This is a genomic window from Paraburkholderia sp. RL18-101-BIB-B, assembly GCF_046026985.1.
GTDB lineage: Bacteria > Pseudomonadota > Gammaproteobacteria > Burkholderiales > Burkholderiaceae > Paraburkholderia.
In genome coordinates, this window is record NZ_JARESV010000003.1 from 405,631 (window position 1) to 426,607 (window position 20,977).

Annotated in this window: 24 protein-coding genes and 1 pseudogene; 9 read left to right on the plus strand and 16 right to left on the minus strand. The window is 60.8% G+C overall.

The genetic code is table 11. From position 1 onward, the window contains the following. The 6 genes from P0D73_RS07670 to P0D73_RS07695 form a co-directional block, all read right to left on the minus strand. On the minus strand, nucleotides 1–1,011 hold the full coding sequence (locus P0D73_RS07670; RefSeq protein WP_408176117.1) for a LysR family transcriptional regulator: 1,011 nt from the start codon (nucleotides 1,009–1,011) through the stop codon (nucleotides 1–3). A 103-nt stretch (nucleotides 1,012–1,114) separates the two neighbouring features. Then, complete coding sequence (locus P0D73_RS07675) at nucleotides 1,115–1,522, minus strand: cupin domain-containing protein (protein WP_408430671.1); 408 nt, start codon at nucleotides 1,520–1,522, stop codon at nucleotides 1,115–1,117. A 70-nt stretch (nucleotides 1,523–1,592) separates the two neighbouring features. Further along, a complete protein-coding gene (locus P0D73_RS07680) occupies nucleotides 1,593–2,072 on the minus strand; it encodes a carboxymuconolactone decarboxylase family protein (protein WP_132374160.1) in 480 nt (159 codons plus the stop codon). A 169-nt stretch (nucleotides 2,073–2,241) separates the two neighbouring features. Beyond that, nucleotides 2,242–3,123, minus strand: coding sequence for an RNA polymerase sigma-70 factor (locus tag P0D73_RS07685; RefSeq protein ID WP_408430674.1), 882 nt, complete (start codon nucleotides 3,121–3,123; stop codon nucleotides 2,242–2,244). Between the two features lie 174 nt (nucleotides 3,124–3,297). Then, complete coding sequence (locus tag P0D73_RS07690; protein WP_408176112.1) at nucleotides 3,298–3,846, minus strand: hypothetical protein; 549 nt, start codon at nucleotides 3,844–3,846, stop codon at nucleotides 3,298–3,300. 218 nt (nucleotides 3,847–4,064) lie between these two features. Further along, nucleotides 4,065–4,967: an AraC family transcriptional regulator gene (locus tag P0D73_RS07695; RefSeq protein WP_408430677.1), complete on the minus strand. Its 903-nt coding sequence runs from the start codon at nucleotides 4,965–4,967 to the stop codon at nucleotides 4,065–4,067. A 98-nt stretch (nucleotides 4,968–5,065) separates the two neighbouring features. Here P0D73_RS07695 and P0D73_RS07700 point away from each other — a divergent pair, with 98 nt between their 5' ends. Continuing rightward, nucleotides 5,066–5,809 (plus strand): SDR family oxidoreductase, encoded by a 744-nt coding sequence (locus tag P0D73_RS07700; RefSeq protein WP_408430679.1) that lies wholly within the window; start codon nucleotides 5,066–5,068, stop codon nucleotides 5,807–5,809. Nucleotides 5,810–6,043: 234 nt separating this feature from the next. Here the strand turns inward: P0D73_RS07700 and P0D73_RS07705 are convergent, their stop codons facing one another. After that, on the minus strand, nucleotides 6,044–6,421 hold the full coding sequence (locus tag P0D73_RS07705) for a YybH family protein (RefSeq protein WP_408430681.1): 378 nt from the start codon (nucleotides 6,419–6,421) through the stop codon (nucleotides 6,044–6,046). A 343-nt stretch (nucleotides 6,422–6,764) separates the two neighbouring features. Here P0D73_RS07705 and P0D73_RS07710 point away from each other — a divergent pair, with 343 nt between their 5' ends. Next, entirely contained in the window at nucleotides 6,765–8,468 is a 1,704-nt protein-coding gene (locus tag P0D73_RS07710; RefSeq protein WP_408430684.1) for a tannase/feruloyl esterase family alpha/beta hydrolase, read from the plus strand. Between the two features lie 177 nt (nucleotides 8,469–8,645). Here the strand turns inward: P0D73_RS07710 and P0D73_RS07715 are convergent, their stop codons facing one another. Beyond that, nucleotides 8,646–9,158 carry a hypothetical protein gene (locus P0D73_RS07715; protein WP_408430687.1) on the minus strand — a complete coding sequence of 171 codons (513 nt, stop codon included), beginning with the start codon at nucleotides 9,156–9,158 and terminating at the stop codon, nucleotides 8,646–8,648. A gap of 155 nt (nucleotides 9,159–9,313) precedes the next feature. On the opposite strand from P0D73_RS07715, the gene P0D73_RS07720 reads away from it, so the two are divergent. Beyond that, a complete protein-coding gene (locus P0D73_RS07720; protein WP_408430690.1) occupies nucleotides 9,314–10,219 on the plus strand; it encodes a DUF72 domain-containing protein in 906 nt (301 codons plus the stop codon). A 34-nt stretch (nucleotides 10,220–10,253) separates the two neighbouring features. On the opposite strand, the pseudogene P0D73_RS07725 reads toward P0D73_RS07720, so the two are convergent. Beyond that, nucleotides 10,254–10,913, minus strand: a pseudogene (locus tag P0D73_RS07725) (UdgX family uracil-DNA binding protein). Nucleotides 10,914–11,206: 293 nt separating this feature from the next. Here P0D73_RS07725 and P0D73_RS07730 point away from each other — a divergent pair. The 3 genes from P0D73_RS07730 (at nucleotide 11,207) to P0D73_RS07740 (ending at nucleotide 13,799) form a co-directional block, all read left to right on the plus strand. Beyond that, nucleotides 11,207–11,806 carry a ParB-like protein gene (locus P0D73_RS07730; protein WP_408176105.1) on the plus strand — a complete coding sequence of 200 codons (600 nt, stop codon included), beginning with the start codon at nucleotides 11,207–11,209 and terminating at the stop codon, nucleotides 11,804–11,806. A 52-nt stretch (nucleotides 11,807–11,858) separates the two neighbouring features. Further along, nucleotides 11,859–12,731 (plus strand): endonuclease/exonuclease/phosphatase family protein, encoded by an 873-nt coding sequence (locus P0D73_RS07735; RefSeq protein WP_408430694.1) that lies wholly within the window; start codon nucleotides 11,859–11,861, stop codon nucleotides 12,729–12,731. Between the two features lie 150 nt (nucleotides 12,732–12,881). Continuing rightward, entirely contained in the window at nucleotides 12,882–13,799 is a 918-nt protein-coding gene (locus tag P0D73_RS07740; RefSeq protein WP_408430697.1) for a YihY/virulence factor BrkB family protein, read from the plus strand. A 108-nt stretch (nucleotides 13,800–13,907) separates the two neighbouring features. On the opposite strand, the gene P0D73_RS07745 is transcribed toward P0D73_RS07740, so the two are convergent. Continuing rightward, the gene (locus P0D73_RS07745; protein ID WP_408430700.1) at nucleotides 13,908–14,171 is read right to left on the minus strand and encodes a DUF2934 domain-containing protein; all 264 of its coding nucleotides are present in this window, start codon (nucleotides 14,169–14,171) and stop codon (nucleotides 13,908–13,910) included. Nucleotides 14,172–14,351: 180 nt separating this feature from the next. Here P0D73_RS07745 and P0D73_RS07750 point away from each other — a divergent pair, with 180 nt between their 5' ends. After that, nucleotides 14,352–14,702 carry a hypothetical protein gene (locus tag P0D73_RS07750; RefSeq protein ID WP_408430702.1) on the plus strand — a complete coding sequence of 117 codons (351 nt, stop codon included), beginning with the start codon at nucleotides 14,352–14,354 and terminating at the stop codon, nucleotides 14,700–14,702. A 215-nt stretch (nucleotides 14,703–14,917) separates the two neighbouring features. Next, the gene (locus P0D73_RS07755; RefSeq protein WP_408176098.1) at nucleotides 14,918–15,262 is read left to right on the plus strand and encodes a hypothetical protein; all 345 of its coding nucleotides are present in this window, start codon (nucleotides 14,918–14,920) and stop codon (nucleotides 15,260–15,262) included. 375 nt (nucleotides 15,263–15,637) lie between these two features. Here the strand turns inward: P0D73_RS07755 and P0D73_RS07760 are convergent, their stop codons facing one another. Both P0D73_RS07760 and P0D73_RS07765 read right to left on the minus strand, forming a co-directional pair. Continuing rightward, nucleotides 15,638–16,303, minus strand: a complete 666-nt coding sequence (locus P0D73_RS07760; protein ID WP_132374146.1) for a protein-L-isoaspartate(D-aspartate) O-methyltransferase — start codon at nucleotides 16,301–16,303, stop codon at nucleotides 15,638–15,640. Between the two features lie 202 nt (nucleotides 16,304–16,505). Next, nucleotides 16,506–17,690: an acyltransferase family protein gene (locus P0D73_RS07765; RefSeq protein ID WP_408430704.1), complete on the minus strand. Its 1,185-nt coding sequence runs from the start codon at nucleotides 17,688–17,690 to the stop codon at nucleotides 16,506–16,508. Nucleotides 17,691–17,932: 242 nt separating this feature from the next. Here P0D73_RS07765 and P0D73_RS07770 point away from each other — a divergent pair, with 242 nt between their 5' ends. Continuing rightward, nucleotides 17,933–18,091: an STAS domain-containing protein gene (locus P0D73_RS07770; protein WP_408430707.1), complete on the plus strand. Its 159-nt coding sequence runs from the start codon at nucleotides 17,933–17,935 to the stop codon at nucleotides 18,089–18,091. A 219-nt stretch (nucleotides 18,092–18,310) separates the two neighbouring features. Here the strand turns inward: P0D73_RS07770 and P0D73_RS07775 are convergent, their stop codons facing one another. From P0D73_RS07775 to P0D73_RS07790, 4 genes are all read right to left on the minus strand, one after another. Continuing rightward, on the minus strand, nucleotides 18,311–18,469 hold the full coding sequence (locus P0D73_RS07775) for a hypothetical protein (RefSeq protein ID WP_408176092.1): 159 nt from the start codon (nucleotides 18,467–18,469) through the stop codon (nucleotides 18,311–18,313). Between the two features lie 27 nt (nucleotides 18,470–18,496). Next, on the minus strand, nucleotides 18,497–19,240 hold the full coding sequence (phbB, locus tag P0D73_RS07780) for an acetoacetyl-CoA reductase (RefSeq protein ID WP_132374144.1): 744 nt from the start codon (nucleotides 19,238–19,240) through the stop codon (nucleotides 18,497–18,499). A gap of 159 nt (nucleotides 19,241–19,399) precedes the next feature. Beyond that, the gene (phaP, locus tag P0D73_RS07785; protein ID WP_408430841.1) at nucleotides 19,400–19,969 is read right to left on the minus strand and encodes a TIGR01841 family phasin; all 570 of its coding nucleotides are present in this window, start codon (nucleotides 19,967–19,969) and stop codon (nucleotides 19,400–19,402) included. Between the two features lie 235 nt (nucleotides 19,970–20,204). Beyond that, complete coding sequence (locus tag P0D73_RS07790; protein ID WP_132374142.1) at nucleotides 20,205–20,402, minus strand: hypothetical protein; 198 nt, start codon at nucleotides 20,400–20,402, stop codon at nucleotides 20,205–20,207. Nucleotides 20,403–20,977: the final 575 nt, after the last annotated feature.

Genomic DNA, 20,977 nt, shown 5'->3' on the forward strand with positions numbered 1-20,977 from the left:
TCATTCGACCGTGGATAACGACGATCGCGTCGTCATCGTGGTCAGACACTGCAGGTCGAGCGCTCTCGTATGCTCGGTCATGTAGTCGACGAACACGCGGACCCGCGCGGGAAGTTGCTTGCGGCTGAGATAGCAGATGTAGTGGCCGCCATCTTCCGGCGCGTGCTGCGCAAGACAACTGACCAGCCGCCCATCGCCCAGCAGGTCGCAGACCTGATACGCAGGCAACTGCGCAACGCCCAGCCCGTCCAGCACCGCCTGCACGATCAGATCCGGGTCGTTGAATATGTGCTGTGCGACGGGTTGGCGCCGCTGCGGGAGCCCGTCGACCTTGAACTCCCACTCACTGATGCGGCCTGACGCGGTCAGGAAGTTGATGCAGCGATGATCCGCCAGTTCATCGACATGCCGCGGCAACCCGTGTTGTCGTGCATAAGCCGGCGACGCGCACACGAGCATCTGCATCGGAATCAGCTGGCGCGCCACGATCCCGCTGTCTTCCATGCGTCCGTCGTGAAACGAAACGTCGACGCGATCGGCCGTGAAGTCGGCGGGCCGATCGTTCAGCAGCAGTTCGAGGGCGATCTCGGGATAGCGCGTATGAAAGCCCCGCAGCAAGGGCGCCACGATCTTGCGGCCGAAGCCCGGCGTCGAGACGATGCGCAGATGGCCGCGAGGCGGTCCGTTGCGCAGTTCCCGCATGTCTTCCAGCGCCTGGGCGATGCGCTCTATGGCAGGCTGGCAGTTCTCGTAGAAGAGCTCGCCCTCGCGCGTCAACGACGTGCTGCGCGTTGTGCGCAGGAAGAGGCGCGCGTCGAGCTGGGCCTCGAGCTTCTGCACGTTGCGGCTAACGGAGGAGCGGCCGATACCGAGGCGATCTCCCGCGCGGGCAAAGCTGCCTTCGTTGGCAACAGCGAGAAAAGAAATGACGCCGGCGTAGCTGGTCGCAAAACTGCTTGCGAACGGGTCGGCGGCGCCGGCGATGGGACGGCGTGGCGGGTTGTCTGACATGGAAGCGCGGTTCGTGAAGTCCATAGCGACTAGACGTATCAGCGCTGCCGTTTGTGACACGGTCCACCATTTTTTTTAAACCGGATGCGGCGCCCAGAGGCGGCTATTTCTCCGGAATCAGAACGGGCGCGCCCTTATCCTTCAGCAATAGCACGATGAACCTGGCCGGCTTGGTCTGGCTTGCGTTGCGTCCAACCGTGTGAACATCGTTCGGACCTTCATAGAAGGTCTGTCCGGGCGTCAGCGTGACGGCCTTGCCGCCCTTGACCTGCATCACGATCGTTCCTTCCAGGACATAGATAAAACCGTGCGCATGATGTCGATGGACAGGATCCGCCGCTCCCGGCGGGTACTCGACGCTGATCATCAAGGCTTCCTTGCCCGGATAGTCGTCGAGCGGCTGCGTCATCAGCGGCGTGACGATTGCGGCGGGCGCCTCGGCGCGGGCCACACCCAACGACGCGCCCACGACGACGAGCGCGGCCAGAGCCGTATTTCTCAAACGAAGCATGATAGTTTGTCCTCAAGTAACGCGGCCCGCCGGCGCGGGCCTAACTGAAGAACCAGCGAAACGCTTCCGCTCAGACGAGGTTCGCCTTGTCCAGACCGAATGCCTTATCGGACGAACCCGGCACCGTCTTGAACGCGACATTCGCGCGGTTCCATCCGTTGATCGCCATCACTTCGAACGTCAGGTCCGAGAGTTCCTTTTCGGAGAACTGGGTGCGCACGCGCTCGTAGATATCGTCGGGCACGCCGTGTTCGGGAAGCCTGGTCAGCACTTCCGTCCACGCCAGTGCGGCGCGTTCGCGCGGGGAGAAAAGCGTCGACTCGCGCCACGTCGCGAGGTGATGGACGCGCAACTCGCGCTCGCCGTGAAGGCGCGCTTCCTTCACGTGCATGTCCAGACAGAATCCACAGCCATTGAGTTGCGACGCCCGGATCGATACCAGGTCACGGATCGATTCTTCGATTGCGCTGTCTTTCAGCAGATTGCTGAGTTCGAAAAACTTCTTGAACAGTTCCGGCGATTGCTGCACATAGTTGATACGCTGCGTCATGTTTTCTCCTGGCGACGTTGAGTGGCCACCCTGCCTTGCAGGTGCCGTTAGCGGCAGTGAGCCGCACGAATTCATCGTAGGCCAGGGCGGCGTGTCACGGTAGGCCGGTGGACGCGCTCACGGTGTTGCCCGCGAGACACCAATCGACGCGCCGCAGAGAGACCGGCGTTCAGCCGTTGGCGTGTGCCGACGCGATGCGTGCGAGCTTGTCAGGGTTGCGCTGCACATGGATGCGAACGATGCGCTCGCCGTCCGTTTCGAACGACTGTGCCGATTCGAGTTTGCCTTCGATAAAACGCAACAGTGCCCATTGACCGTTGAGCACCACGAGCTTGACGCTGAGTTCGTCGCCATAGCGCCGCGACGACGCGTAGAAAAGCTGCGCGATGCGCCGCCCACCCGCCATCGGCTTCGGGAAACTCTGGACTTTGCCGCCGCCGTCGCCGATCAGCGTCGCGTCTTCGGCCAGCAACGCGTTGATCGCGTGGAAGTCACCGCGCTGCAGCGCCTGCGCGAACGTTCCCAGCAAACGGAGATGCGTCTCGCGCGGGACCACATAGCGCGGACGATCGTCACGTAGTTGCGTTTTTGCACGGCTGACCAGTTGACGGCACGCCGCCTCAGTCTTGCCGATGGCTTGTGCGACTTCGTCATAGTCGGCGTCGAATACCTCGCGCAGCAGGAACGCCGCCCGTGCTTCCGGCGTCAGCCGCTCGAGCAGCGCCAGAAACGCCACGGAGACGTCGTCGGCGCGCTCCGTGGCCTCCTCTGGCGTAGCCGGGAAGTCCGTCATCTGTGGTTCGGGCAACCAGATGCCCGCATAGTGTTCGCGTTGAATCTTCGCCGCGCGCAAACGGTCGATGGACATGCGAGTCGTAACTGAGACCAGCCACGCTTCCGCGTTATCAATGGCTTCACGGGCTGTCGCATGCCAACGCAGCCAGACGTCCTGCACGATATCTTCGGCCTCGGCAACCGACCCCAGCATTCGATACGCAATCTTCTGGAGTCGCGGGCGCAGCCCGTTAAAGGCACGTGCATCTTCGTCCATGCACAGACTTCCTGTTATGTTGAAAGGACAAACGCTGCCCGAAGAGATGCTGGCAGCAAAGTATTGCCACGGATCGGACAAGCCTGATACGCCGGGCATTGTGTCCTTTCGATCTACAGAAACTGGAGCTCACCGCACACACTTGCAGAGCGCGGCTTCGTTTCAGGTAAAAATTTAAACTCCTTTTTCCCGCAGCGACGCGACATATTGCTTGGCTGCTTCGTTGCCATGCGCGAGCGCCCGTGACGCAAGAGAAAAACCCACCTGAGTTTCATGGGCGACTGCGCTGCGGTCTTCATCGAAGACTTTTGCCGCGCGCCGCAGATGTTGCGCCGCCTGCCCGTGAAGCTCCGACGCCGCCGCATGGTGTTGCGCGGCAGTCAAGCCGCTTTCAACGGACCCGGCCGGCAATGGCGCGCCTGAATGCTTGGCGGCGAGATTGGACTCCTCGATGGCGAACAGTGCATGGCCTTGCGCCAACACGGCCTGATGAGCCGCGTGATCGTAATTCTTGGCCGCCTCGTAGTACTGCGATGCCTCGCGGTGAAATCGCGCTGCTTGCTCGTGATGCGATGCAGCAGCATCGAGATGTACTTTTTTACCCTGCTTCGTATTCATGGCAGATCCTCCTGGAGCGGCTGCGCTTCGGTGGTAACCGGTTGCGGTACCTTTGTATAGCCAAACTCTTGCGCGACATGTCAGCGAACTGAACCGTCCGTGCATCGTTTGTGAATATCCTGACGTCCGGCATCGGCGCACACCTGCGCCGCTTCGCTCTGCAGTAATGCCAGGGACACCCGAAGCTGATTGGTACAGGCCTGATTGGCAAAAGCGTCTTGCGTCGAATACATGACTTGTTCTAATCGACGCGCGATTCACCGCGAACAAATACTACCTGAAATGTGCAGACCGCTCGGCCGCATCAGCGTTCGTTATGGGCGTCACGTATCCCTCTGCTCTTGTGCGTATTGAGTCGGCGGTAGTCCGACATAGCGAGTGAATGCAACGCTGAACGCACTCGCCGAACTGTAGCCGACGCGCTCCGCTATTTTCGCGACGCCGCTATCTTTCCGTCGCAGCAGGTTCTTGGCCAGGGCCATGCGCCAGGACAACAGGTACTCCATCGGCGCGACGCCTACCGCGCGGCTGAAGCGTTCGAAAAATGCCGAGCGGGAAAGCGCGGCTGCCGTCGCCAGTTGCGCCACCGTCCAGGACTTGTCAGGACGTTCGTGCATTTGACGTATCGCCAGCGCAAGGCGTCCGTCGGCGAGCCCGCGCACGAGGCCGGGCGACGCTGCCATTCCCGTCGACCGGAGCGCCTCGATGAAAAGAACTTCGAGCAGGCGCGCGAGCACGACATCCCGCGCGGGCCGCTGCTCGCGAGACTCCTCCCTGACGAGCTTCACCAGGGTGGCCAGCCTGCGCTCGCCGCGAACGTGCACGAGTTCAGGAAGAAGCGACACCAGCAAGGCGGCGTCCGGCGAACCGAACACGCAGTGGCCGACGAGCAGTTGAACGTCGGCTGGGTCGCCCTCGACGCCCAGCCTGAATCCGCCATCGAGCAGCGCGACGGGCGAGGTATCGGTGTCCTCCGGGTCGGGCGGCTCGAGGCTCGACATCGTGAAGCCGCATACCTCCGGGATCAGAACGAAATCATCTGCCTGAAGGATGACCGGTTCGCGCCCGTTCGTGACGAGGCGGCACGAACCATCGAGGATCGCACAGTAGAACGGCTGCCCGGCGTCCGAGCGGCGAACACGCCAGCGACCGGCGCCGCTGACCACCTTCGAGAACGTGGCGACCGGCTGTAGCAGCGTGACGATCTCGGCGAGAGGGTCGACCATAGCCGGACTCCTTCGAATGAAAACTGGACGTTCGATTGTAGCAAGTCCACCAAGGGCGAATTATCGTGTCGGTACTTCGACCTTCTACAGGAATCGCCATGAAAACCGTCCTGATCACCGGATGCTCGTCCGGATTCGGCCTCGAAACCGCCCGCTATTTCCTCGATCACGACTGGCGCGTCGTCGCCACCATGCGCACGCCGCGGGAGGAGGTTCTGCCGCGCTCCGAGCGTCTGCGCGTGCTCGCCCTCGACGTGACAGACCCTGAAAGCATCCGTCACGCCGTGGACGCGGCCGGGCCGCTCGACGTGCTCGTCAATAACGCGGGGATTGGCGTGCTGAACGCCCTCGAAGGCACGTCGATGGACATCGCTCGCGAAGTCTTCGAAACGAACACCCTCGGCACGATAGCGATGACCCAGGCGGTCCTGCCTCAGTTTCGGGAACGGAAAGCAGGCGTCGTCGTCAACGTCACCTCGAGTGTGACCTTGAGGCCGCTGCATCTGCTTTCCGTTTACACCGCCAGCAAGGCGGCGATCAACGCGTTCACCGAATCCGTCGCGCTGGAACTCGAGCCATTCAATGTGCGCGCGCGCCTGGTCCTGCCGGGACGCGCGCCGCAGACCCGCTTCGGCGAGAATGCGCAGTCCCGCATGCAGAGCGGCATTCCCGAAGCGTATTCGGATCTGGCACAGCGCGTTTTCACCCAATGGCAGCAGGAGTCGGCAATCACACGCTCGCTCGACGTGGCGGAAGCCGTGTGGCGCGCAGCGAACGATCCATCGAGCCCGCTTCGCATCGCCGCCGGTGCCGACGCTATCGCGTGGGCCAATTCACGGTGAAGCGGGAAGGCAAGCGCCGAGGTTTGTCGTCGCCGTGAGCGTTCTTCGTGGCGACGACCGGCTATAGCCTTCGATTCGAGGCCGGTGGCACATTCCGTTGCGTTTGCGTTCGAAAGGCTGCGATTGGGGATGCTACTGGCCAGCTAAACCGGACGGCGCCGGTTAGCGCACAGCGTTCTCCCCTTGCCCAAGCGGCAACATCGTCGGCACGAAATCGCCCTTGGCCAATACGGGCTACTTCTCAGCGCCAAACTCCCTGCTGACCGTAAAAGGGTCGCCGATCAGCCAGCGCCAACTGCCATCTTGTTGACGGCGCGCAACCTCGATCGCGTACACCTTCATCGGCTCCGGTCCGGAGACTGTCCATTCCGTATGCATCAGCGCAATGTCTCCGGTCTCGATCACCTGTTTGACCTGGAAGTCGAAGCGAACCTTCATCGCCGCGAGCGGCGCCAACTCCTGCCTTAAACCTTCCCGGCCCTTGCTGACGTCGCGCGATTGATTCAAGAAGACTGCGTCGGGGTCGTACACGCTCAACGCTGATTCAAGATCGCCCTCGGCCATGTACTGCTGGAACAGGCGACAGATCTCTTCAGGATTCCTGGCGGGCATGATGCTGCCTCCTATCTTTTCGGCCCGGTGGGCACTTCCATCGGGCACCGGGTTGGACCGGCCGAATGCGGAATGACGCCCGCATGTTGGGTGCCTTCCGCACAAAGGGGGATGGTTAGGATGCCGATCGTCGTTTGTGTACTCACAGGTAAGCCGGGTGCCGTCATTCAGGCGGCGAAGGCCCTCCGTTCCAGGATGATGCACTTGTTCTGGCCTTCCGTCCTCGATCGACGCCCGTGATCGGCTGTTGCGGCGCATCAACCGTAAGACCCACTCCGGGTGCGCGGAAAACTACACGTCCCGCCCTTTCAGCGCTCGTCCGCTACGCGTCGTCCAATCAAATTTGCATGGATTTTCCAGGGTTAACGTTGCTATCCGCGCGATTTCCGACACTTTATGCTGCACCTCACTTGCCATACCGACCGGTCGGTTAATTAATAAAAAACAAGGGCTTTTTGTCCTCAACCAGGAGATATCAATGGCAAATGAGAACGTCACGCGCCCAGACGGCGCGCGCACGCGGGTCACCCGGTCGTGTTTGGTATGGGGCATCGCGAGTCTTTGCAGCGTATTCGTCGCTGCCTGCGGAAGCGATGACGTGACAGCACCCACTGTCGCCAAGACTAATGCTTCCAGATGCGCCACGCTCAACGGCCAAACCATCGGCGGGATCCAGATTACGGCCACGAAGCGCACCGAAGCGAACGGCGACGTTCCCGCCTACTGCAAAGTGAGCGCGACCAGCGTTCACGGCACCACGCTCGACATCGAGGTCGATCTTCCGGATAACTATGCGAACCGGTTGTTCCATCAGGGCGGAGGCGGTTTCGACGGATCTATTCCGACCGTCGAATCTGTCAATCAGACTTACCCACTGACCAAACCGTTGCAACGCGGCATGGCCTTTACGGGCTCAAACGGTGGCAACCGGGACGGCAATCCTGCCGATTTCATTAGCAATGCCACGCAAAGACAAGACTACTCATACGCGGCATCGGGCACCACCGTGCATTTCGCCAAAGCGGTGGTAACCGCCTTTTACGGTCAAGCACCCAAGTACACCTATTTCCAGGGTGCATCGAACGGCGGCCGAAACGCTTACCTCGTCGCGCAGGATTGGCCGGGTGAGTACGACGGCATCATCGCTGGCGCCGAAACCATGAATATGGCGACGCAGACCATGGCATGGCTGAACATGGCCTCCAGGATCGGGACGCCCGCCATGCCAAGCAGCGCGCAGTGGACGGCAGCCTATCAGGCAGCGTTGCAACAATGCGGGAACGCAAACGGCGTGATACTGAACCCGGACGCCTGCACCTACGATCCCGCTCCACTTCAATGCGGAACGGCGGGCGCGCCGGTAGCGACCTGCCTCACACCGGCTCAATTGCAGACGGTCCGGCAACAGATCGGCGTGCTGAACACAGGTGGCGGAACGCTGCTCTATTCCGGTTACTACTGGGCCGACTTCGGCAGCCCGCTCGGTGTCGGCGCGTACGGCACGCTGGGAGGCGGATTCGCCGGGATCGCGACAGGCGATGGCAACTGGCTCTTACCGGCACCGACCGCAGGAAGTTTGCAGGCGACCTTCAACGTCGATAACGCCTATCCGATCATCACCGCAGGTTTGCAAACCGCGGGCGCCGATCACAGCCTTCAGGCTATCGCGCAGTATCTGGTTGCGGGCAAAAAGCTTATCTCGTTCCACGGCGGCGCCGATCCATTGCTGTCGGCTCGCGACCATCTCCGCAACTGGCTGACAATGACGCAACTCGCGGGATCGGCGGCCAATAACGCGCGGTTCTACCGTGAGCCCGGTGTAGGTCATGTACAAGGCGGTAATGGACCGGATCAGTTCGACTACATTGGTCCCATGATCGCCTGGGTCGAGCAAGGCGTCGCGCCTGGTCAATTGACCCTGACCAAACTCGACGCGAACGGCGACGTTACAGCGACACTTCCTGACTGCCCGTATCCGACGGTGCCCCACTACGACGGCTCGGGAAACATCAATCAGGCAGCCAGCTATAGCTGCGCAAGCAGTTAAAAGCGCAACGACCCGTGTTGCGGACGAGAGCGGGTCACGAGCGTTGTCACGCGTCCGACGCATGGGTCGTTTCCGGTTGTCAAGGTGGTTCGCGCCAAGGTCTGGGGACTCCTCGGCCCCGGCGTACCGGCATATCTCTACGCTGCGTTGCGCCAACCTCTTGCCTCGAGTGGGCTGTCACGACTTCTTCGTACGCGGCAGCGCCGCATTCAGAAACGGATTGAAACTGCTCGACTTGGCCGGCGTATCGACTTTGTTCGAGCGACGTCGCTTGCTGGGTTGAGCGCTGCCCGATAATTGCGCCAGCAGTTCGTCCGCGCCGGTGTCTTCGTCTTCGTCTGCGTCGGACGTTTTCTTGCTTCTGGTACGCCGTGGTTCAGCCTCTTTGGCGGATTTGCTCGCAGCGCTAGCCGAAAGCACGGTTTCCGCGATGTGTTCGACCACCGTCATGAACGACGTTGAAGCCGACTGCAGGTCATCGCGCGGAAGCATTGTCTGTACGACGATTTCATGCAGCGAGCGGCCGTCCACTGAACGGCCAGTGGAAGTGCCATGCCAGTCGGCACCCGCCTGCGCGAACGCGCCAATGACGCGCTCTAGCACCGCTGGCGACAGAACGCCGCCGTCGTAAAGGCTAATGACCACCCGCTCGAAAATTCCAAATGCAGTTGATGGAGAGGCTTTCGGCACGAGTTCTTGCTCCTTGATGGTCCCGTTGTTAAGCGCCTCGCAATGAGGCGGCCCATACCTCATGAACTGCACTCTGGAATGTACCGCCATCACGGGAACAGGCGTTGCTCGCTTCGTCTGAATTCAGTCCACGCATGCAATCGCTCGATGTACCCATGAAACAAATTGGCGACGTACGCATAGGCATTTCCGGTTGGCGCTACAAGGGATGGAGAGATAGCTTCTATCCCCATGGGCTAAAACAGGCCGCCGAATTGCAGTTCGCGTCGTCGCTTTTCCAGAGCATTGAAATCAATGGTACGCATTACAGCCTTCAGTCGCTCGACAGTTGGCGGCGTTGGTATGCCGAGACTCCTGCCGACTTTGTCTTCAGTGTGAAAGGCGCGCGGTATCTGACGCACCTATTGCGTTTCCGCGACGACAGCGCGCGAGTCGCCAGTGCCAACTTTTTCGCGCAGGGCCTCCTCTCGCTGAACGAAAAGCTCGGGCCTATTCTGTGGCAGTTCCCGCCTTCGTTCCGCTTCGAACCGGCGGCCATGGAACGCTTTTTACGTTTTCTGCCGCGCGACACCGCCGCCGCGCTCTCTTTGGCGGAGCAACACGATGAGCGCGTCAAGACGCCGTATCTCGCGATGGACCGCAAGCGGAGACTGCGCCACGCCATCGAGGTACGCCACGCCAGTTTTATGGACCCTGCCTTCGTCGATCTGCTCAGGCAGTACGAAACCGCGCTGGTTGTCTCCGACTCGACCGAACCGTGGCCGCTGGCCGAAGACGTTACCGCTGACTTCGTCTACATCCGACTGCACGGCACCGAATCGCGGTATTCCGGCGCCTACGCGGACGAAGCGTTAGACGACTGGGCCGCCCGGATCGATGCATGGCGCCGCGGTTCGCAGCCAGCCGACGCGCGGCTGATCGCGCCGCATCTCCGTCCACCCACTCGGGCGCGGCGAGACGTGTACTGCTATTTCGACAACGACGCCAAAACACATGCGCCCTTCGACGCGCAACGGTTGATGGAACGGCTTGGCTTACAGGCAGCGCAATCGGCGGCGTGAGCGCAAGGCGCTCGGTCCAGCGTGGGCTACGGCATCAGTTGGACCGCTTGTGCTTGCGACTCAGCTTGTCTGCGTCCTGAAGGGCCGAGACAATCGCGTCATACGCGCGTTGCCGCGTTGCGGCATCCGGCGCGCGCAATGCAAACGACGGATGATACGTCGCAACAACCGTCCGCTCGCCGTGCTCGATCGTTTTGCCGAGCGTGTCCTGTAACCGCGCGTACGAATCGTTCAGCACCGCCTTTAGCGCAGTAGCGCCTAACGCAACGATCACGAGCGCCGCTGTACTCCGCAGTTCCTGTTCGAGCCAGTATCCGCACGCTTCGACCTCCCGCTGTCCCGGCGTTTTGTGCATGCGACGCTTGCCGCGCGGCGTCCACTTGAAATGTTTGACGGCGTTCGTCACATAGACCTTTTTGCGTTCCAGCCCGGCCTCTTCGAGTGCCTTATCGAGCAGTGCTCCCGCTGGTCCGACGAATGGTCTGCCCTACAAGTCTTCGGCGTCCCCCGGCTGCTCGCCAATCAACATGATTGCCGCATGTTTCGGCCCTTCGCCGGCCACCGCTTGTGTCGCATTGCGCCATAGCGCGCAACGGCGGCATTCGTCTAATGTCGCCGGTTGCTGGTCGCGCTCGACATCTGGGTCGGCCTGCGTGCTGCCGCGCGGACGGCTCTTCGGTTTGTCTTCAGACATGGTCGGTTGTGGGGAGCCGCAAAACGTTGCGAGGCGTCGGAGGATGCAACGCCTGCTGTTGAATTGCATACCGCTATGGCTCGGTCTGGAAGCAAAACACAGGCCCGGCTGATGGATGTTCACCGCATGGCGCGCCAATGCTGGGGCATCGGTAATTCCGCCTGTATCCTGCCCTAGCGCCCGACGGTATGCATCTTGCGATAGGTTCAAAACATCCGCCAACTCTGGTCGACCGCCCTGCACGGAACCAGAGTAGGCGCTGAAGCGCCAACTCGGGTCGACAGGAGACCGGCATGACCACTCTAAAAATCGAACGCCTACGTCCCACCCAGATGACACACGGCGCACGGGAGGTCCGCGAAAAAATCAAACAATACAAAGCGCTGAGCGGGCACGATCTGGAGATGGCCATCGCAGAGAAACCGATACCCGTGGTCTACGGGCCGAACGACGCGCCGTTTGCGATCGATCATCATCACGTGGCCGCCGCGCTCTGGCACGTGGGCATCAAGTCCGTGCCGATTGTTTTGGTCAGGGATCTGTCCTCCTATTCACAGGCGTCATTCTGGCTCAGCATGGAAAACAAGCGATGGACATTCCCGTACGACGCCGAAGGCAGACGTCGGCCGTTTTCCGATTTACCGGAACACATCTGGGCGCTGGGGGATGACGAGTACCGCAGCCTCGCAGCGGCAGTCCGCGATGCCGGCGGCTATGAAAAAACCAGTGTCCCTCTGGAAGAATTCCGATGGGCCGACTTCTTTCGCTCGACTCTGCCGCGGCCGGACAGCGACGAGACATTCGCCGCGCTAGTGAACGAAGCGATCAGACTGGCAAAGAGCAACGCGGCACTGGGATTGCCCGGCTACCTCGGTCCGGACACGGACGGTTAGCCTCTGCACCACAGGAACCCGCGGGCGTAAGCCGAATGGAGATGAAACCGCCATGGAACTCGTCAATTGGAATGTTCAATGGGGACGCGGCGTGGACGGCAGGGTCGACCTCGCCCGAATCGTGAGCGAAGCGCGCGCGCTGTGCGATTTCGACATTCTTTGCATGCAGGAAGTCACGCGCGGTTTTCATGAGGACCCGATGTCGGGAGGTTTGGCCGGCCGCCCCTCCGCCGATCAATTCGCCGAACTGGCCGCATTGCTTCCGCAGTTCACGGTGCTCGACGCAGTGGGCTCCGATCTTCCAGCGCTCGGCGCGAGCCACCATCGGCGTCAGTTCGGCAATGCGATCGTGACGCGGTTGCCCGTCAGGCAGGTGTTGCGCCACGCCCTCCCGTGGCCTGCGGATCCCGCCAGACCGTCGATGCTGAGAGTGGCGCTCGAAGCCGTGATCGAAACCGATATCGGCGCGATACGGGTGGTCTCCACGCATCTCGAGTTCTATTCGGAGAAACAGCGGCTCGCGCAACTCGCCCGATTGCGGGAGTTGCACAGGGAAGCATGCGATCACGCACGAGCGCCCGCCAAGGCGGAAAAAATCGACAGCCCGTTTTCCGACACCGCGCGGCCTATGAGCGCGATTGTCTGTGGCGACTTCAACAGTGCGTTTGAAAGCAGCGCGTATTGCCGGATGCTTGAACCGATCGCCGATGCCCCTTGTTTTATCGATGCGTGGGCCAGCGCCCACCCTCGCGCGCCGCGCGCCCCGACGGTGGGTTTATATGATCACGAGCAGTGGCCGGATGGTCCATTCGCCTGCGATTTCATTTTCGTAACGGACGACCTGACATCACGCGTTGCGGCTTGCGAGGTCGATCCGGACAGTCAGGCCTCGGATCATCAGCCAATGTGGCTCGAATTGCGTTAGGTCGTCCATAGCTAACGAAGTGTGTGCGGATCGGACTCGTCGTTGAATATTTGCGCAGCGCCTCGAAGAAGACTGAGTGCCTGACGTCCGGCGGCTCGGAAATTGCTCGACCTCTGGACACTTAAGGCAACGAGCCGACGGGAGAACAGCATGGAATATCAGAGACGCAACGCCGGCTCCCGATCCAGCCGAGCAGGCAACGCAGTGGCCGTCATGAGGGACGCCGTCGAACGATTTTCGTCGGACCGGTGCGCGATGATGGGCGCGAGCATCGGCTTCTACTCCGCGTTTTCGCTGGCTCCGACTTTACTGATCGTTCTCGCGATTACGGGCTGGTTCGTCGGCCGCGACATCGCGCAGGGGCAGTTCTTCGGCCAGATCAGGCAGTTGCTCGGCAACGAGGCTGCCACTGCGATGCAGGCTGTTGTCGAACACGCGCATCGTTCGAGTGGCAGTGGCGTGGCTGCGGCATTCTCTGTCGTGCTGCTTCTCATCGGTGCTTCGGCGACGTTTTCGTGCCTGAATACAGCACTCGATGTGGTCTTTGCGGCGAAATCGCCTAGAGGCCTTGCCGGCCTGGCATGGGTGATACGGGCGCGACTCGTCTCGCTCGGCCTGCTCATGGGACTCAGCTTTCTGCTGGTGGTCTCACTGGTCCTCGACGCCGCGATACAGACAGCGGGCCGTGCTGTATTTGGCAGTTCGACCCTTAGCGTTCTTGCCGACGTCGCGCAGTCTATTTTTGGCCTCGTGATACTGACTTTCGGACTAGGTGCGCTGATCAAGTGGCTACCTGACAAGCGAGTCAACTTCCGCTCCGCGTTGATAGGCGGAGCCGTCGCGGCGGCGCTGTTTACCGTGGGCCGGCACCTGTTTGGGCTATACCTCGCGCACGCAGGAACGGCAGGCGCATTCGGCGCAGCGGGCTCGCTTGCAGTGCTGATGATGTGGCTATATTTTTGCGCCATCGTTTTTCTTTTTGGCGCGGAGGTCACTGCTTCGCTGGGTCAAACGCCGAAAGACGGCAACGCCGCGGACGTCAAGGCTCGCTTGAGCGCAGCGCATTGAATGACCAAAACAACGACCGGTGAAGTATCCAAGGCCGCGAGCGTCCTATATCGACGCTCTAGCGAGTGAGCCGCATCTGCGGTCGCTCGCGCCCGCGCAACGCCGGCGCTACCGTTTTTCTTTTCCTGCCGCATCCGCATCGCCGCCAGGCATGTCCTGCAGTTGCTCTTCCGGCGCAATCCGGCCGCCCCGCTCCCGATCCGCCGATTGATCGACGTTGGGTTCTGGACTGCCCTGCGCATCATCACCCTCGGCTTCGATCTGCCGGCGCGCTTCCTCCCAGTGCTTTTCGGCGTTGCTGTCCGGCGACGGATCATTTTCCCAGAGCTGATACGCCCGGGTGCGAATGCGAGCTTCGAGATCGTTGTCCATGCTGCGTTTCTCCATAAAATGCGGCGGCACCGCGCTACAGATGGCGTGCGGCGATGCGCGCCGATATCGCTGCCTGTCCGGCGCCTTGCTGTCGTTCGCAATCGACTCGTGCGCGATGGCAATGAAGGTGAGCCGCGCGCCGACCAGAACTACTGGCTCGCGCCCGAGGCGCCGCCGCTCATGCCACTCGCGGCAGACGGAGCGCTCATCGCTCCCGTGCTGCTGCCGGCATCAGCAGCTGCACCGCTGCTGTTGTCGGCGCGCTTGCAGCCTGCGCCAACCATCGTCAGTATCGCGATTGCCGTGATCACCATGACGTTCCTGAAGTTCGGTTTCATCGCTGAATCTCCTGCATGGTTGGAGTCGCGGCCAAACAACACGCCGCCCCTCCTCGACGGCGCAATAAGCATGCCCATAGATGCGTCGAGAAGATGCGGTTTTCATACGGCCTACGACGCTTTGCACAAATTGCAACGCAGCGTAAAAATTCGCGGGCACACGTGTTTCTTCTATAAACCGCTAAGGGCTTGAGCCCAGCGAAATCGCCGGTTGCCCTCTCTCGACTGAGCAGTCGCAGCATGGCAATGACATGCACGCCCTAGTGCGCAGAATATTGTCGATTTCGACGCGCAATCCTAACGTTCGATGAACTCGCGGACTATAACGATACTCATACAGCGGACGTCCTGCGAGCGGCCGATCGGCTCTGGCTCCTGTCCCGCATGACCGGCCATCCGGAGTTCAGTATGCAATCGACCGACGAGCAAATCGAAGCGGCACCGGACGATCCCGCCGTGCAGGGGATGACAACCCGGGACAGCGCACCGCTCCAGCACGATCGTTACCGGCTCACCGTGCGTGCAAAGGCAGGCAACTTGAGGGTCGTTGCCGCGTGGCAGGTTCTCGGTTGCGAGGCGCCCCAGGCGGACCACGTTCGGATCCGTGTGGATCGCCGTCACAGCTTCGAAGAAATGACCATTACGTTCGCGGCAGTGTCGCCCGATACACTCGCGACGATGGTGGGCCGCCTGGTCGCACTACCATGGGCGCTTGATGCGTACTTTTGCCCCTGCGCATTGCCTCAGGCGTAAAAACTTTCCTGCTCGCTTCCGCCGCCCGACGAGTACCCTGCGCGCACGCGTGCCGCGCTCGACGGATCACCTGGAGAACTCAGGAATCCGTGTCCGCCCTCGGCGATGACGCACTGTTGCCAATGCCGTTGTGTCCACCCGGAACACCGATTCCGCTGTCGTCCTTGCGCGAGCATCCGCTGCACGACGCGGCAATGACAACGATGAGAAGAATTTTCGTCAATGTGCTGACCATTGTGATCTCCACTCGCATAGCGCACGGGATATCGCGCGTGCGGCCCCTGACCATGCGCGGGCGTCGCAGCCTGCTCACGGACAGATGCATCGGACGGATTCCTCGCAGGCGCTTCGGATGATGTCCACGCCCACGCCGACTCACTTCCCTTCGATGTCGCCCCAGCCCTGAGCACCAATCAACGGTACAAAACGCACGAGGTCGAGCATTTCCTCGTGGTAAGTCGTGCTGCTGTTACGAGTCAGCCGGATCAGCCGCTGATGTTCCGGGCCCGGACCCACCGGCATCACGATCCGGCCGCCAATCTGCAGTTGCGCGCTCCACGCCGGCGGCACGCCCGGGCCGGATGCGGTGGCGACAATTGCATCGAACGGTGCATGCGCCGGCAGTCCGAGTGTGCCGTCCGCGGTGTAGACGTTCACGTTGTCGTAGCCGAGTGTGCGGAGCCGGTCCATCGCGCTCTCAGCGAGTTGCGGATGACGCTCGACCGTATCGACGTGTGCAACGATTTCCGCGAGCACGGCCGCCGCGTAGCCGGAACCTGTGCCGATTTCCAGTACACGGTCGTCCGGCTTGAGCCGCGCCGCCTGCAGCATCCGCGCTACCATGAACGGTTGGGTGATGGTCTGGCCGGCTTCGATCGGAAGGGCTGCGTCGGCATAAGCCCATGCGCGCAGGTCGGGACTCAGAAAGGCCTCGCGCGGCACGCGCCGCATCGCGTCAAGAATGCGCGGCTCCGCAATGCCGCGCGCAATCAGTTGCCGCTCGACCATCGTTTCGCGCGACACCGCCAGATCTTCATGCACAGTGCTTCTCCCCTTGTTGTGCAGCGGCTCGCTGTCCCGGGGGCTGCCCAACCATACATCACCATAGCGCGGAAAATGCCAAAAGACATGACCTGAGAAAGAAGACAGGTGTGTTCACGGCAGAATTCCGATTTTGATTCACACCCCTTTATCTTTTTTTCAGCAACTGACGTGCCTCAGGATCGCTTGCACGTGCAGCTCATCACGCCCGGCTACTCAGATGGAAGCGCCGGTCGACATGGGCGAGAATGCTGCGCGACAGACGTGCCGCGCGTCCCTGAATCATGCGGTCGGAGGCGCGCGAGAACGCATACGACGCGGCGAGCACGGCCAGCACGGTCGCGACGAAGAGCACAAGCGACGTCTCCCGGCCACTCTGCCCGAACACGCCTTCGAAAAAGTGCAACGTCGCGTAGACGCAGATGAAGTGCCACAGGTAGATGCCGTAGCTTTCGCGACCCAATGCGTCGGCACAACGGCGCATGTATGTACCGCGAGCATCGCCGCCCGGCGCGGACCGGTTGCGTGAGCAGACGAAAAGCAGAAACGCGACTGCGCTGCATGCGGCGAAGACCGGCGCGAGTTCGTGCGCTTTCGCGAGCCACACGCCGAGCGCCGCCGTCGCGAGCGCGAAACCCGAGGCGAGCGAAAAAATCAGCCACGTCGTGCGCCGCGTCACGCTGGATCTGCCCGTCAGATGCGAGCGGAATGCGTACCACGCCCACATGCCGACGATGAAGCATGGCCCTTGCACCGGCGGCCAGAAATAGCTGAACGAGTTGTTCGTTACATGACAGTCAAGCGTGCCGTGACAGTCACCGATCGACAATGCCACGACCGACAGCGCCAGCAACGACACCGTCGCGATCAGCAAGCGCGTGCGGTTCATCGCGACGAAAAACAGCAGCGGCGCGATCAGATAGAACAGCATCTCGACACCGATCGACCAACCGCCCGGCACCACGTTGTTGATCGCAGTCGGCGACAGCGCATGCAGAAACAGCACGTTGAGCAGAATATCCGTTGCGCCGTGGGCACCGAGCACCCATGCGGGTTCGTAGCCTGAGCGCGTCGCGCCGTAACTGATCAGTCCATACACGGCGATCGCGGCGTAATACATTGGGGCAATGCGAAAGAAACGCTTGATATAGAAACGCAATGTCACGTGACGTGGGCCCGCGCAACGTTCGTGGTCCGCTTCAAGCGTCATGAAAATCGTGATCGCGCTGATCACGAAGAACAGCTGCACGCCGTATTGGCCCATGCGCGCCAGCAGCGTGACGCTGTGCGGCAGATTGGGAAACTGGAACGACAGGTGTACAGCAACGACACCGACGATCGCGAGCGCCCGACCGACGTCGAGCGCGGCAACACGTCCTTTTTCCATCGATACGTCCTCCTCGCGGTTCATGCCGCCCGCTCAGGCGGGGGCGAGCTTCGTGGACAAGGCACGGTTCGCGGAAGTTCCTACTTTTTTCGCTACTGAATGGCGCTTGAGAGTTCGTGCAATCGATCGGGTTTCTGATCGTGTCGCGATGAACGGGGTCGTGAACGGCGTCGGCGTTGCGCTTGCGCTCGCGGTTGTGCGGTTCCTGTGGCGTGCGTGGCGTCCGCGGTCGCGTCGATCAGATGAAGGGCTATCGCGACGTCGCCCGCAATCCTGAGGGCCGTTGCGTTCCGGGGCTCGTCATGCCGCGGTGGGATGCCACGTTCTTCTTCGCCAACACGGAGATTTTTCGCGAGCGCATGCTGCAGGCCGTGCGCGAAGCGGCGACAAAAACTTCATGAATCGCCCTCGCAACACTTCTTTCCTACTGTCGGACGGGCGTTAAATCGCTATCTGGAGTCGCATCCGGTCGGATGGCACGAATGGGAGGATCACGCCTACGCGTGTCGCGTTACAGAAGCGGCGTGGTGGCGGTTGTCTTGGTATGGAGAATTCTGCTGGTCGAGCTGACCAGCAGAATCCGCGGGCGATCACCGCGCCTGCAAGCGCGGTAGCGCAGCTCAATGCCGGGCGCTGCTCCAATGCCGCCAGTAGTGATGGTGCCCCATCTGTCTGAGTCGTTTTCGACGCATTTGCTCCTGGTGATAGTGAGCGGCGACGAATACGGCTGCCGTCGCCATCACGAACGAACCTACGACGATTGCCACTGCTTCATTCATCGGAACCTCCGTTGCCGACTATCGGCTTCATTGCAGGTGTTGCCCGCCGTTGATGGCAATGTTGGCTCCGGTCACGAAACCGGCTTCGCGCGAGCACAGGTACAGCACGAGTGCGGCGACTTCGTCGGGCTGTCCAAGCCGGCCGACCGGAATCTGCGGAATGATCTTCGTCTCGCGGATCTCCTCGGGCACCGCCATCACCATCTTCGTCGCGATGTAACCTGGCGAGATAGTGTTGACCGTGACGCCTTTCTTCGCCACTTCGAGCGCCAGCGATTTCGTGAAGCCATGCATGCCGGCCTTCGCCGCCGCATAGTTGGTCTGCCCGAAGCCGCCCTTGGAGCCGATGATCGACGACACATTGATGATGCGACCCCAACCCCGCTCGACCATGCTGTCGCACACCGGCTTCGTCATGTTGAACACCGAATCGAGGTTGGTTCGGATTACCGCGTCCCAATTGACCTTGTCCAGCTTCTTGAAGCTTGCATCGCGCGTGATGCCGGCGTTGTTGATCAGGATATCGACCGGTCCGACTTCTGCCTTGATCTGCGCCATGCATTTTTCGCACGAGTCGTAGTCGGCGACATCGACCGCGTACGCGCGGAACTGTCGTCCCTGGGCTTCCATCCGTGCGAGCCACTCGTTCGCGCCGGTGTTGGCCGGCGAACAGGTGACCACGACTGCATACCCGGCGTCATGCAGCTTGACACTGATTGCTTCGCCAAGTCCGCCCATTCCACCCGTCACCACCGCGATCTGCTTTGCCATCGAATCGTCCTCGCAAAAAATTGGCCTCGTAGATAACTTGAGCCACACTGCATTCAGTCAAGAACTTGATGTATTGGAAAAACCGGATTCCGCCACTCCCTAAGTATTCCTTCATATAAATCGAGTGCGGCAACGCGGGCATCGCTGCCCGCGTCGGCCTTATCCCTTCGCGCCGGCGGCTGCGGGAACCTGCTCGGCGTTGCGTCGCGCGGCCTTTGACGCTGTGGCTGTTACCGCATCGAAATTATCTCCGGCGACCAGCACGGCCTGTTGCCCGGTCTTCTGTAGCGTTTCGTACAGAGTCGTGGTGGCGCCGATCGCGGATTTCCACGCAGCAATCGCCGCTTCGGAACCTGCCGGAGCATTCTTCGCCGCTTCCTCGACGAATGCCTGCACACGGGCGTTGTAACGCTCGTACTGCGCCTGTGCGAATTGAGTGACTTCAGCCTGCGTAGTCGATGCGATGTCGAACACTTGCCGGCCGTACGACAGCGATTTTTCCGTGAAAGGTCCGGTGAAACCTGATTGCAGCGCGAACCACTGCAGCGGGTCTGTCGTGCCGGGCGCCTTCGTCATATTCTCCTGCGCCTCGGCCAGCGTGGACCTGACGACCTGCAGGTTCAACGCGGCCAGTTTTTCAGCGCCTTCAAAGACCTTCCCGGTCAATCCGAAGAATGCGTCGAGGCTGGCCTTGGCGGCAGCGGCTTGCTCGGGACTCGATAGAGCCATGGTTGAATTCCTCAAAATTCGATCCGATGCACGAAACCCCCGGTCGGACGGGTGTGTTGCGACGGATCGCGATGGTGGATAAATCAAAGCGCAAGGACGCCTGTCAGGCAGAATGCGTCGCGAGAACTTCGACGGTCGTTACATCAACAGGCACTACAAACCAACCCGCAACTGAGACGTTTCGTTCATGACTGTTTCGTCGGCGCGTTCGCCGGGAGGCGCACGCCGCAGATGGCTAGCGCATCCGGGCGACGGCCTTGAGAATGGAATCGCCGTCGCTTGTGACTTGAGCACGCGGGCGTCCTGAGGCAAAGTTTTCCAGTGATATGAGTTGCCGCTCCAGCAGCGTATCGAGTTCAGCGCGGCCCAGTTCGAGCTGGTCCGGCGCGTCCTTGACGAGCATCAAGGTGGCGAATTCATGGGGACTCAACATGGCGTCTCCTCGATTTAGTCTCTCTGCGCGGAGAGCATCAATTACCTCTCCTGCGTGAATGCCGGCAAATATTCCTGCCGCCCCCTCCGTGACGCAATCATGCGAGAAATCGAATCACGGAGACGCCATCATAACCGCTCAATTTTTGAACGCAATATGTGAAATGCTTTTTTTACGGCCATCGGTTTTATTTTTATATCGGAGGACAACGCGCTGCATGTTCTGTCGGTCAATGTCACCGCGGAGAAGCCCGACCGGCCTGGATTGCATTTATCAGGAATGCATATTACAGTTTTAATAGCTCACTTACTTAACAACACCAATTCAACGGAAATCTATTGATCGATTTATATGTGAATATCGTATTTATAGGCCGCCAGCCTATTGTTATCATTACTCCAGAATTGCGAAATATTTATTACAGCGCACGGATTGGGCTCGTTGCGCCGGGGTACAAGATGGGCTATCGCTCGGAGCGCTCGGCAGGCCATGTCGGCCGTCTGTGGCTTCGCTGAGAGAGTCAAATACTGGCTTGAGCGGATACGTTCTGTGTCTCCGACAGAGTTATCATGGTC